At 46.2% G+C, this 13037-nt stretch carries 8 protein-coding genes and 2 pseudogenes; all 10 read left to right on the top strand.

Annotation, left to right across the window (positions count from 1 at the left end; translation table 11 throughout):
• Positions 1-317: 317 nt before the first annotated feature.
• The 10 genes and pseudogenes from ACUN8H_RS08665 (at position 318) to ACUN8H_RS08620 (ending at position 12558) form a co-directional block, all read left to right on the top strand.
• The gene (locus ACUN8H_RS08665; protein ID WP_445531739.1) at positions 318-1199 is read left to right on the top strand and encodes a flagellin N-terminal helical domain-containing protein; all 882 of its coding nucleotides are present in this window, start codon (positions 318-320) and stop codon (positions 1197-1199) included.
• A 286-nt stretch (positions 1200-1485) separates the two neighbouring features.
• On the top strand, positions 1486-2379 hold the full coding sequence (locus ACUN8H_RS08660) for a flagellin N-terminal helical domain-containing protein (protein WP_445531738.1): 894 nt from the start codon (positions 1486-1488) through the stop codon (positions 2377-2379).
• A gap of 229 nt (positions 2380-2608) precedes the next feature.
• Entirely contained in the window at positions 2609-3490 is an 882-nt protein-coding gene (locus ACUN8H_RS08655; RefSeq protein WP_445531737.1) for a flagellin N-terminal helical domain-containing protein, read from the top strand.
• 366 nt (positions 3491-3856) lie between these two features.
• The gene (locus tag ACUN8H_RS08650) at positions 3857-8206 is read left to right on the top strand and encodes a glycosyltransferase (RefSeq protein WP_445531736.1); all 4350 of its coding nucleotides are present in this window, start codon (positions 3857-3859) and stop codon (positions 8204-8206) included.
• A pseudogene (locus tag ACUN8H_RS08645) lies at positions 8196-8828 on the top strand (GDP-mannose 4,6-dehydratase). The gene ACUN8H_RS08650 and the pseudogene ACUN8H_RS08645 overlap by 11 nt, the downstream one beginning before the upstream one ends.
• Positions 8829-8856: 28 nt before the next feature.
• The gene (locus tag ACUN8H_RS08640) at positions 8857-9045 is read left to right on the top strand and encodes a hypothetical protein (RefSeq protein WP_445531735.1); all 189 of its coding nucleotides are present in this window, start codon (positions 8857-8859) and stop codon (positions 9043-9045) included.
• Between the two features lie 146 nt (positions 9046-9191).
• A pseudogene (locus ACUN8H_RS08635) lies at positions 9192-10132 on the top strand (DegT/DnrJ/EryC1/StrS family aminotransferase).
• Positions 10133-10177: 45 nt separating this feature from the next.
• A complete protein-coding gene (locus tag ACUN8H_RS08630; RefSeq protein WP_445531734.1) occupies positions 10178-10327 on the top strand; it encodes a hypothetical protein in 150 nt (49 codons plus the stop codon).
• Positions 10320-10787 (top strand): hypothetical protein, encoded by a 468-nt coding sequence (locus tag ACUN8H_RS08625; RefSeq protein WP_445531733.1) that lies wholly within the window; start codon positions 10320-10322, stop codon positions 10785-10787. Before ACUN8H_RS08630 ends, ACUN8H_RS08625 begins: the two co-directional genes overlap by 8 nt.
• A gap of 310 nt (positions 10788-11097) precedes the next feature.
• Positions 11098-12558 (top strand): flagellin N-terminal helical domain-containing protein, encoded by a 1461-nt coding sequence (locus ACUN8H_RS08620; protein WP_445531732.1) that lies wholly within the window; start codon positions 11098-11100, stop codon positions 12556-12558.
• The last annotated feature ends 479 nt before the right edge of the window (positions 12559-13037 follow it).

Below are 13037 nucleotides of genomic sequence, written 5' to 3'. Positions count from 1 at the left end.
AGTGTTTTAAAAGAAGTGATGACGGGGCCATTAGGCCCCGTCTTTTTGCATTTAAGAGCGTTGCTGTGAAAAGGTTGCGCAGGGCGCACCACATTCAAGCGTTGCGTAGGGAGGCGAGTATATTCAAAACCTTTAATGGCTATTGTCCTCTGCATACTTAACGCGATGCAAAAAAGTAGCTAGAAAGTTACAGTAGTTTACATAAAAAAAGCGGTTTTCTTCTCAAGAAATTGGTTGGCTTGCCGTTAATTATAATAACGGCAACGCATGTGCCGCAAAGCAGGCCATCAGGCCAATTAAATTTCGAGGATACTCACATGTCTGTTATCAATACTAACATTACTGCTTTGATCGGCCAGAACAACTTGTCCAAATCTCAGGACATGCTGGCTAAGGCGCAAGAGCGTCTGTCTTCTGGCCTACGCATTAACAGCGCCTCTGACGATGCGGCTGGTCAAGCCATTGCCAACAAAATGACGGCCCAGATTAAAGGCATGGATCAGGCTAGTCGTAACGCTAGTGACGGTATCTCTTTGGTGCAGACCATGGAAGGCGGCCTTGACCAAGTTAACGACAACCTGCAGCGTATTCGTGAGCTAGCGGTACAGGGCGCCAACGACACCAACACTGCAGATGATCGCGCAGCGATTGAAACCGAAATCAATGAGCGTTTGGCTGAAATTGATCGCGTTGCTGGCAGCAATAACTTTAACGGCACTAATTTGTTGAATCTGGATTCTGGCGCTGGCAGTAGCTTAAGCATTCAAGTTGGCTCTAATACTGACGCTGAAGATGTTATTACCGTGAAGACCGTTAATGCCACAGTTGCAGGGCTAGGACTTGCTTCTGGTAATGCTGCACTTACAGGCTCTACGTTTGACTCTACTGCTGTAAGCGCTGCTAGCGGTGGTGCTCATCAAGCCTTCCAGAGCATGATTGATTCCGTAGATAACGCTACTAAAACTCTGGACACCAACCGCGCAACGTTGGGTGCTACGCTGAATCGCTTTGATTCGGTGATTGATAACCTGGCGACGACATCTACCAACCTATCTGAAGCCCGCTCGCGTATCGAAGATGCTGACTACGCGGTGGAGGTATCTAACATGACGCGCGCTAATATTCTTCAGCAGGCCGGTACTTCCATGTTGGCGCAGGCTAATCAGACGCCGCAGTCGGTGCTGTCTCTGCTGGGTTAATACCTTTAACCGGTAATGCCAAAGAAGTAATAACGGGGCCAACAGGCCCCGTTTTTGTATGTAGAATACTTTCGTAATCAGCGCCATTAGTGATGACATTTTTGATTACCGCTAAAAAATGCATATTTAATACCACCAGAAAAGTAACGAAATAAGTTACAGCACTTTACATAAAAAGAGCGATCTTCCCTAAAGAATCGGGCGTGTCAGCCGTTAATTATAATAACGGCAACACAAGTGCCGCAAAGCAGGCCGTCAGGCCAGTCAAATATCGAGGAGCTCTCACATGTCTGTCATCAACACTAACATTACCGCCCTGATTGGCCAGAATAACCTATCTAACGCTCAAAGCTCGCTAGCTAAAGCTCAAGAGCGCCTGTCTTCAGGTCTGCGCATCAATAGCGCCTCTGACGATGCGGCTGGCCAGGCCATCGCCAACAAGATGACGGCCCAGATCAAAGGTATGGATCAGGCTAGCCGTAACGCCAGCGACGGCATCTCTCTGGTGCAGACCATGGAAGGCGGTCTTGACCAAGTTAACGACAACCTGCAGCGCATTCGTGAACTAGCAGTACAGGGTGCCAACGACACCAATACCGCAGATGACCGCGCGGCCATTGAAACTGAAATCAATGAGCGCTTAGCTGAGATTGATCGTGTAGCGGGTAGCAATAACTTCAACGGTACTAATCTGCTCAATGTAGCTAGTGGCGGAACTACTGGCGCACTAAGTATTCAGGTTGGCTCCAATACCAGTACTGAAGACGTCATCACTGTTAAGCGGATTGATGCAACTACTGCGGGACTTGGTCTCACTACGTCCTCAGGCGGTTCTATTACAGCCTCTGGCGGTGTAACTACATTAACTGGTACGGGATCCGGTGGTGCAATTACGCATGCCGATTTCCAGAACGTCATTGATGCCGTTGATGCGTCTACTAAAACACTGGATACTGACCGCGCTACTTTGGGCGCAACACTGAACCGCTTTGATTCGGTAATCGATAACCTGGCGACGACGTCTACCAATCTTTCAGAAGCCCGCTCGCGTATCGAAGACGCTGACTACGCTGTTGAAGTGTCTAACATGACCCGTGCCAATATTCTTCAGCAGGCAGGTACTTCCATGCTGGCGCAGGCTAACCAGACGCCGCAGTCTGTACTATCTCTGCTGGGCTAATACCGTCGGTGATTTTCAAAAGAAGTAGTAACGGGGCCAATAGGCCCCGTTTTTGCAATTAAGCCTGCTTTGGCGCTATGCGAAACAGCAGCTAAATAATTTGCCGTCATAAGCATAAAAAAGAGTAATTTTCTAAAGAAATAGGTGTATCTGCCGTTAATTATAATAACGGCAACGCAAGTGCCGCAAAGCAGGCCAACAGGCCAGTTAAATTTCGAGGAGCACTCACATGTCTGTAATCAATACTAACATTACCGCCCTGATTGGCCAGAACAACCTGTCTAAATCTCAGGACATGCTGGCTAAAGCGCAAGAGCGTCTGTCTTCTGGCCTGCGCATTAACAGCGCCGCTGACGATGCTGCTGGTCAAGCTATTGCCAACAAAATGACGGCCCAAATCAAAGGTATGGATCAGGCTAGCCGTAACGCTAGCGACGGTATCTCCCTGGTGCAGACCATGGAAGGCGGCCTTGACCAAGTTAACGACAACCTGCAGCGTATTCGTGAGCTAGCGGTACAGGGTGCCAACGACACCAATACTGCAGACGACCGGGCTGCCATTACTACAGAGATCAACGAGCGCCTGGCTGAGATTGATCGTGTGGCGGGAAGTAATAACTTCAACGGCACCAATCTGCTGAGTTCTGGCGGCACTACCTTAGATATTCAGGTCGGTTCCAACACTACCGCTCAAGACGTTATTGAAGTGGATACAGTCAACGCTACGACAGTAGGACTTGGCTTGACTACAGGCTCAAGTGGTTCGCTTTCAGTCTCTGGTGGTGCCACTGTAATTACTGGCACTGGTTCTGGTGGTGCAGTTACGCATGATGATTTCCAGAATGTTATTGATGCCGTTGATGCATCTACTAAGACATTGGATACCAATCGTGCCACCTTGGGTGCAACGCTGAACCGCTTTGATTCGGTGATTGATAACCTGGCGACAACGTCTACCAACCTCTCTGAAGCCCGATCGCGTATCGAAGATGCTGACTACGCTGTTGAAGTCTCTAACATGACCCGTGCCAACATCCTTCAGCAGGCCGGTACTTCCATGCTGGCACAGGCTAACCAGACACCACAGTCTGTACTGTCGCTGCTGGGCTAATAGGTTTCGCCGCAGATCTGAAAAAGAAAGTAACGACGGGGCCAGTTGGCCCCGTTTTTTTGGCCTATTAATCTCATTGTTGAGGAGTTTCTAATAATATATTAAACAAAATTGTCGTGAGTCATTGGTAGCTAAGCCACCATTTGCTGTTTTTAAGTAGTTGTGATCGAAAGAACACCCACCTAAATACCCGCGCATTCGTACCTTTGCAAACTGCCCTAGCAAGGTAATCTAGCTAGATTGCCATTTTTCTGTGTGAGTCACTTCATGGTTAAGACAAACCCCGCATCCGCTACTTCAAAACGCAAACCCCGCTTGCTTTGGGCTAATCCCTATTGTCTGTTGGATACCTCTAGCGGGGCCAGCATGACTGTTCGCCAAATGTTGATACAACTGGTGGCACGCGGCTATGAGGTTCAGGTGCTGGGGGCAACTGTTTTTGATAACCCCAAAGGAATGGGTCGGCTCAAAGAACAATTTTTAGATCTGAGCGCTCACTTGCATCAATTGATTGAGGCCGATGATGGTCCGCTAACGCATCAATTAGTCGTCAGTTACAGTCACAATCGCAATCATTTTACGACGCATGAAGAAGGTCTTTGGTATAGCCAGTATCTCTACATGCTGGATTCATTTAAGCCAGATGTTGTGTGGTTCTATGGCGGTCAAACCCTCGATATTCTGATTGCTGATGAGGCCCGTGATCGAGGTATTCCTGTCGCTTTTTACTTGGCCAACGGTAACTATAAAGCATCACGCTGGTGCCGTGATGTGGATTTGATCCTTACCGACAGCCAAGCAACAGCGGATATGTATCGTAAAGAAGTCGGTTATATCGCTAAGCCGGTGGGCAAGTTTATTGCTCCGAGAAACTTTATCGCTGAGCATCATGAACGCCAGCGCCTTTTATTTGTTAATCCAAGTTGGCAAAAAGGAGCTAGCATATTTGTACAGTTGGCAGAAAAGCTGGAGCGAGAAAGGCCCGATATTGAGCTTGAAGTGGTGGAGGCCCGAGCCGACTGGCCTGCCGTTTTGAGGGAAACCACCCGGCGAATGGGGGAGCAGCGCAGCACTTTAAACAATGTGGTAGTGACCCCCAACACTAGCGATATGCGCGGCCCATACAGTAGAGCTCGCGTATTGTTAGCGCCTAGCCTATGGTGGGAGAGTTCCGGGCGCATGCTTGCCGAGGCCATGCTGAACGGTATTCCTGCGCTGATCACCAATCGTGGTGGCATGCCGGAAATGATAGGCAACGCCGGTATCGCCTTTGATTTTCCAGATGAGTGTTATAAAGAGCCCTACCAACACCTATTGAGTGAAGACGAACTTCAACCGCTTGTGGAGGCGGTCACTCGGTTTTTCGATGGTGAAGATATTTATCAAGAGTATGTTGCTCGCGCTTGGCAGGTAGGTAGCGAGAAGCACCATCTTGATAGAGCTACAGAACGACTGCTCACAGCTTTAACGCCTTTAGTGAATCTGCGCGCTGGTAATAAAGATTTCACTATTACCCAGAAGAAGCGGCACCGTCAGCGACTAGCCGGCCGAACAACAAAGCCTGAATTCAAAGTTGATAACTCCTTACAACAGTTGACCAGAGTTGAAACTGGAACCAAGCAGGGCAACGACGAGCCAAAAAATAATCAATTGTGGCTTACTGATAACTTTACCTGGCAAATTAAAGGTAAAATTATGGTGCTCGACAATCGAGCCAGCTTGATCAAAAGTGGTCTTGCTGATCAGATGGCAGCTACAAAAGCCTTTGGCATTGTCGCGTTTGACCCCGCAAGCGAAATAAAGGATATCTCTCAGTACGAAGGTAGTGAGTATATTCAGTTATTCCAGCACGCCCTGCTAGGCGATGGAAAAGTAGCTACGATGCACGCCTGTGTGGCTCCAGAGATGACCAGTACCCTGGCACCGCTACCGGCCGAAAGTCTTCCCAAGCGCCACCAATTAAGTGCAAAACCGTTGGCTGAGCTACCTATTAATTCTGTAGCTCTAGATAGTATTGAAGGTTTAGGAAGCCTCGACTGGTTGATTCTTGACGAGTTAAGCGATGCCATAACTGTGCTGGAGAATGGTAAAAAATCACTCGGTGACACGCTGCTTATTCAAGCCCGAATTCCTTTTCAGCTTACCCATGAAAAACAGCCCAGCCTCGCTGAATTGCAGCACTGGGCGAGCCGAAATAATTTCCGTTTTTATCGTTTTCACAATATTCGTCACTACAGTCATCTGCCAGAAGAGCTGAACTCGCGAACCCCCTGCGCTACTGAGCAAGAAAGCGCTGATGTATTATTTCTTCCCAGTCACGAGCGAATGGCGGCTCTCAGCGATACCAGCAAGACTAAGCTCGCTTTTATTTTAAGTGTCGGTTTTGCGGCACATGATATGGCCTTTGAATTATTAGCTGACGTGAGTGAAAAGAAGGCGTTAGAGTTTCTTGAGGCGCAGGATTTACTTCCGCGTGTCTCCGAAAATGGTGAAGGTAGTGACGGTCCGCAGAAGGTGTTATCTCAATGTTCGGATGGTAATGATATTGAGGCTAAAGTTGAAACTGTAAACGATACAGGCTTGTATGCACGAAATATGCAAGCAATTATTGATAGTAAGAGTTGCACGAAAGTTGTTCAGGTAGGGGCAAATGATGGGTGCATCAACGACCCTATTTATGAAGTTGTTATGCGCAATAAAGATAAGACTAAAGTTCTTCTTATCGAACCGCAAAGCAATATTATCGAACATTTGGAGCAAAACTATAGCCTTCACCCTAGTGCCCATATTGCTAATTATGCTGTGGGTCCTGATTCACTGCTAAGTCTTTATCGTATCAAACCAGCTTACTACGGTTTGTTCACAAAAAGATATTTGCATGATTCACCTAATTATCGCGTGCCTAGTGGTTTTTCTTCTTTTGACAAAAAACATGTTATTAAACATGCGGAAGGGAATCTTCCTAAAAATACCAAAATAGAGGATGCTATTGAAAGGCTTGAGGTTCCATCTCATGATCTTTTGACTATTCTCGATTCTGCTTCATGGGATGAGCGACAAATCGATATTTTGCAAATCGATGCTGAGGGCATGGATGATAAGGTCATTTATTCTTGTAATATTGAAATAACTCAACCCCAGCTAATAAATTTTGAAAGAGCCCACTTGTCCAAAGAAGCATATAAAGATTTGTGTGTTTATCTTTCTGGCCTGGGTTACACATTATACAACTACAGTAATCTGGATACTTTGGCAGTAAAAGAAGCCTCCCTTTCTACAGATAAAAATAATGTCGTAGTTGACAATGTTTCTCACAAAAAGCCTTCACAAGAGCTTAGAGAAAGATCGACTCAAGAGATGTTGAAAAATTTAGGAGAGCTCTATGAGTTCTCTCGAAAAGTATTAACTAAAGAGTTGAATTTTATTCATGGTTTGGAGAAGACCGAGCGATTTTGGGAAATACTATTACACTACTTTTTAGGGAGAAGGTTTGTCCCCCGCTACCTATCTCGGTGGAATAATGGTTTATTAAATAGCAACCCTAAAGCAGATATGATCTTTAAAAATTTTCCGTGCAAAAGTTTTAGAGATTACATGAATAAAACAGAAACATTAGTTGGAGAAATGTCTCCTTATGTGGCAGGTAACATTATATCTAAAAACGCGAGCAGAGAGTATTTTGGAGATGCAGAGTCATTTGATCTTCTTAAGTTAAAAGAAACAAAAATTAAGGCCATACTTGATGATTATGAAAACTCTAAAGCCCCTCTTGCTTACAACTTGGGGGTGCAAAATATTCGATACTGGAAGCCTAAGTTTAAAGCCAAAGGGATAAATCTAGTAAGCTTCCCCAGTTTCGATACGTTTACAGCGGGTTACGTAGATTGGAATGTGCGTTATCGCATTGCAAATTTAGATGTAACCAGTCCTGCTGAAGGATTTGAAGGTTTTTGGTCTAGCTTAGCATTATGTTTGCCCAAAGAATTATTAGAAGATTTTATGTCTCTTTACGAAACTTCAGAAAATGTTTTGTATGAGCGTAAAGTTGAATTTGTTTTTTCTGCGCTGCTACCAACGATCACAAATCGCCTTGTGGCAGCTATTCTAGCTGAGCGAGGAACACCTTTATATTTACAACAACATGGAGGGGGATATTATGGAGATGATCCTACCCATTCTGGTTCATCAATTGAGTTGAGAATGTCAGATAAATATTTTACGTGGGGCTGGGAAGATAAGTTAGGTAAAGCCATACCCGAAAAGCCTCATCGAATAATTGAGCTGAAAAAAGAGTTTTTAAAAGTAAAGCGTAAGCCTGAAGAAATTTTAGTTATATGTCCACATAAGATAGTTGTGCCTGATGGTATTGCTGGCACAGACTTAGATTATTATGATGAAAGTAAGGTAAGAGAATTTTATAATTCTCTTACTGATGATGAGAGAGTAAATGTCGTAATGAGGTTTAGGCGACAGCATGGATATAGTCTTGAGGAAGAAAAGAAGCTTTTAGCTTTGATGCCTGGGGCTAAGGTAGATACTCAGGCCCGAAATATTATTCAAGCCTATGCTAGTGCCAAAGAAGTGATTATTCTTATGCCATTTACTACAACTGCCTGGGAATGTAAATATTTTGGGATTCCTTATCGAGTCTTAAATCAACCTAGTGCCGAGTTTATGAAAATTCCTTCATTTATACCGGAAACTTATGATGATTAAGTGTTCGGCATTAATTACCAGAGCTGGTGGCTTTATCGGGTCTCACCTAACTGAACTGCTCGTCCGTGAAGGTTATAAAGTCAAAGCTCTTTCTCAGTATAACTCCTTTAATAACTGGGGCTGGTTAGAAGATGTTGACTGTTTAGTATAGGTTGAAGTGCTTAACGGGGATGTGCGCAATCCATATTATTGTAAGTACATTACGAAAGATGTTGAGGTAGTTTTTCATCTGGCCGCCTTAATTGCGATTCCTTACTCTTACGTTGCGCCCGATAGCTATGTCGATACTAATATCAAAGGTACGCTGAATATCTGCCAAGCGGCGCTAGACAACGGCGTTCAAAGAGTGGTTCACACCTCCACAAGCGAGGTGTATGGCACGGCGCAATACGTGCCAATTGATGAGAAGCAGCCGCTTCAGCCACAATCGCCCTACAGTGCTTCTAAAATTGCTGCCGATGCTATGGCTATGAGTTTCTATAACACTTTTGATTTGCCGGTGACGGTTGCTAGTCCATTTAATACCTATGGCCCTCAGCAGTCGGCTCGAGCAGTCATTCCAACAATTATCAGTCAGATTGCTAGCGGTATAAACCAAATCAAGCTAGCGACGTGTCGCTGACCCGATATCTCAATTATGTAGAAGATACTTGCAGAGGTTTTTGGCGCTGGCGAACTGTGATGCGGCGGTTGGGGAAACGGTTAATATTGCCTCTAACTACGAAATTTCTGTGGGTGATACGCTTAATATCATACGCGAGGTGATGAAGAGCGATGTCGAGTTCATCACCGATGAGCAGTGCTTACGCCCAGGTAAGTCAAAAGTTTTCCGCCTGTGAGGGGACAACACCCGTATTCGCGAGCTGACTGGTTTTGTGCCACGGTATGATATTCGTACCGGCTTACAGAAAAATATTGATTGGTTTTCTCAACCGTACTAACTGGCGAAATATTAAGCCAGTCTTTATAACGTTTGAGTGCCGCTATGCTGTCAACGCTGATCCAGTTCATTCGCGAACACTATCACACCTATGCGTTTATTCCCCTCCATACGCCGGTCGTTCGCGACAATGAGAAAGCTTATGTTTCGGAAACCATCGGCTCTACTTTTGTATCCAGCGTAGGTGCGTTTGTCGACAAGTTCGAGCAGGATATTGCCACTTACACAGGTAGTCCGAAAGCCGTTGCAACGGTCAACGGAACGGCGGCTCTGCAAGTTGCTCTCAGGTTGGTAGGCTTTGAACCAGGAGATCTTGTTATTACCCAGCCACTAACTTTTGTAGCTAACTGTAATGCTATTGCTTACACCGGTGGCATGACACTGTTTATTGACGTTGACCGTCATACGATGGGATTGTCGCCAATCGCACTCACGAGGTGGCTGGAAACGCACTCCTACCGTGTTGATCAGAGGCAGTGTCGTCGGCAGTGCCTGCCGATGTGTACATTCGGGCACCCGGCAGATATTTTTGGGCTTGTCCGTGTTTGCCAGCAGTGGGGTATTACGTTGGTAAAAGATGCTGCCGAGTCATTGGGAAGTCTCTACCTGGCCAACTCACCGGTATCTTTGGTTCGGTGGGTACGCTGAGCTTTAACGGTAACAAACTGATGACCACCGGTGGTGGCGGTATGATTTTGGCTAGTGAAGAGCTGGCCCATCGTGTCAAGTATCTGACAACTACCGCCAAGCGTCCGCATATTTATGAATACGTGCACGATGAGCTTGGCTATAATTATCGCCTGCCAAACTTAAACGCTGCTCTTGGTTGCGCCCAGCTAGAGCAGGTCGACGCTTTCATTACCGAAAAACGCCAGCTAGCGTCCAATTATGCCGCTTGCTTGGAGGATAGCAGTTATCAATTTGTGACTGAGCCAGAAGAATGTCGCAGCAATTGTTGGCTGAATGCCGTGATCTGCGAAAATTAGAAACATAGCGATGAGCTGCTACGCATAACCAACGATCTAGGCGCGATGACTCGCCCTATTTGGCAGTTAATGAATCGCCTGCCGATGTATGCCCATGCTCCTGTTGGTGATTTGAGTAATGCGCGTTGGCTCGAAGAGCGCGTGGTGAATCTGCCTAGCAGCGTCAGCTCTACACAGGGAGAGGCTGATGCGTAAGATCGCTGTTTTTACCGGTACGCGAGCTGAATACGGGCTACTTTATTGGTTGATGAAAGAGATTGATGCTCACACTCAATTGGAGCTACAGGTCATCGTAGCTGCCATGCATTTATCACCCGAATTAGGTAATATCTGGCAATTAATTGAGCAAGATGGCTTTAACGTAGGTGCCAAAGTCGAAATGCTGCTTTCCTCGAATACTCGCGTGGGCGTGGCCAAGTCAATAGGGCTTGGTGCTATAGGTGTCGTCGCACATACTTTGTTAGGGTTTTCTAAAATAGGAATTTATCCTAAACGTGCTTTGCTTCTTCAGCCAACTTCACTAGTTAGAAAAGCATGCAATATTCAGGGAGCTATTAATTTTTTGAAAAGGAAAAAAACAAATAATGTTATTTCTGAATGCGAAATTGATCATCCAACTGCACGGTGTAGAATTATATCAGAAGATAGCGTTTGAAAGGTTTTGATATCAGTGTTTCGTTCTCTCAAGAGGCTAGTAAAGAGTATAGAACTAATGGCGCAATTTACGTATTTGATAGATTGGCCTTCTTGACTGAAGGTCGAATCATTTTCGATGAACCTAAAGCATTTATTATGCCAAAAGATAGATCAATAGATATTGATGCTTATTTGACTACGCGATGTGTGAGTCACTGATGTTAAATGAAGGAAAATACAAAACCTGAGTATTTTCTCAATCGTCCCCTAAAGTTCCCATCACCTCTGCCGTTACTCAATGTAATAAATTGTGTACAAGGATGTCTTAGATGGCGGTAATCAATACGAACCTGCTCGCCTTAAGCGGGCAAAACCATCTCAAGCGCTCACAGTCCGCCATGGAGAGTGCCGTTGAGCGACTTTCATCCGGGCTGCGTATTAACAGTGCCAAGGACGATGCTGCCGGGCAAGCAATAGCTAACCGCATGGAGTCCAATCTACAGGCGGGTAAGGCCTTGGCTCGGGGCATTAATGATGGCATCTCGTTGATGCAAACCGCTGAAGGTGGCTTGGATAGTATCAATAGCATTTTGCAGCGCTCACGCGAACTGGCCATTCAATCGGCAAACGGAACCCTTTCTGATGCTGATCGTGCCTCGGTCAATGCCGAGTATCAGCAGCTTGCAGAGGAGATCGATCGGCTGGCATTCAGTACCGAGGCGTTTGGCAAGACCCCGCTCGCCCCCGCTGAGCCCCGCCCATTGCCAGTTAAGCTAGGTAATACACCCCATATAACCGAGCTTCTAGGGCCTAGCGCTAAGAATTTCACCTCTGGGACGGTCTCCTTGTCTTACATACCTGCTGGTGCTACTAACGTGACGCTGGAAATCGACTCTCTTGGTTTAGACGATGATATTCAGATATTTACGCAAGACGGGCAGCACCTTGTTGGTACCCCTATCGAGGGCGGAAACGCTGATTATGTTTGGCAGTTCCAAAACGTTGATGATGCCGCCTCTGCTAATACTTCGCTACTGACGCCTGGCAATGGATTTAATTCAGGCGCCACCTACGATGCTAGCCTGCTCCAAGACGCTGCTGGGAGTTATGATCTGAATTCACCGCCTGTTCAGCTTGATTACAATGGTATGAAAATTACCTATAGCGGTGACGGTGATCGTCTTGCTGTGGCGACGGCGGGTGATGCTGGCACAGAGTTTAACGACGGCAGGCTGTCGGAAAATATGCGCGAGCGAGTTACCTTCGACAAGATAACGGAAAACCTAATTGTTTTCGTGGTAGGCCAGGGCGCTTTCAATGCCAGCGCTACCTGGGATGATATGCCCATTGAGTATGACGAGCCAGAGCCCGCGATGACCCCTGTTAGCACGCCCACAAACATACTGGTAAGCGCGGGGGTTGGGCAGAAAATGGATTCCATCACGATCGCTCCCACGCCCTCGGATACCCAGTCTTTGGGGCTTGAGGGGGTAGGATTAGATCCTGTAGAGAAGGCCTTGGAAGCGATGCAGAAGCTTGAGCAGGCAATGGGCCAAGTCGATGACTATCGAAGCCAATATGGAGCACTCAACAATCGCTTCGAATCTGCTATTGGTACCCTGGGGCAGGAGCAAGAGAGCCTGGGGGTTGCTAAGTCGAGAATCGAGGATGCAGATTACGCCTTAGAGGTCACTAATATGACGCATGCACGAATCTTACAGGAGGCTGGTACATCAATGCTTGTCCAAGCCAATCAGATTCCCAAAAGCGTTCTTTCATTGCTGGGTTAATTGATTAATCGATTGGTAATTGAGAGTTAAAAGGGGACCGAATACGGTTCCTTTTTATGGTGTTAAACATAGGAGGTGGATCATCAGCCTTTACTGGGTCGTCTTGGCTTTCTTGTGGCAATATTCCCACCAATGGCTATGCCCGCTAGAATCGAACTTGCTCGTATGTTCAATAAAAAGTAAGTTATAGTGAGCTTAGGGGAACTATAAAAATTCTAACCACTGTTTACTTACCTAGCGGGAAACCAACTATGGATCCGCATAAATTGGCAATAACCTTAACGATTGCTGCTGGCTGGCTGAGTTTTAACTGTTTAGTCGTCGCTATGTATTACATGCTGAGTGGCAGGGGCGACGTCACCCCATCTTCAGTAGCAGCTAGGTTTAGAGTCAGAAGTAACTTTATCGTGTTTTATCACCAGTTGCTCGGCATAGGCTGAAGGTGTCAGCCCACCAAGACTTTTCTTCGGTCTTTCTTC

This window comes from Vreelandella sp. V005, from assembly GCF_052645115.1.
The sequence above is the reverse complement of the archived record's forward strand: the minus strand, read 5'-3'. Positions and strand labels throughout refer to the sequence as shown.

Bases quoted from the DNA above. Each gene is read 5' to 3' on its own strand.
- ACUN8H_RS08630 (WP_445531734.1), top strand. From the start codon at position 10,178: ATGACTCGCCCTATTTGGCAGTTAATGAATCGCCTGCCGATGTATGCC.
- ACUN8H_RS08660 (WP_445531738.1), top strand. From the start codon at position 1,486: ATGTCTGTCATCAACACTAACATTACCGCCCTGATTGGCCAGAATAAC.
- ACUN8H_RS08620 (WP_445531732.1), top strand. From the start codon at position 11,098: ATGGCGGTAATCAATACGAACCTGCTCGCCTTAAGCGGGCAAAACCAT.
- ACUN8H_RS08665 (WP_445531739.1), top strand. From the start codon at position 318: ATGTCTGTTATCAATACTAACATTACTGCTTTGATCGGCCAGAACAAC.
- ACUN8H_RS08625 (WP_445531733.1), top strand. From the start codon at position 10,320: ATGCGTAAGATCGCTGTTTTTACCGGTACGCGAGCTGAATACGGGCTA.
- ACUN8H_RS08650 (WP_445531736.1), top strand. From the start codon at position 3,857: ATGACTGTTCGCCAAATGTTGATACAACTGGTGGCACGCGGCTATGAG.
- ACUN8H_RS08655 (WP_445531737.1), top strand. From the start codon at position 2,609: ATGTCTGTAATCAATACTAACATTACCGCCCTGATTGGCCAGAACAAC.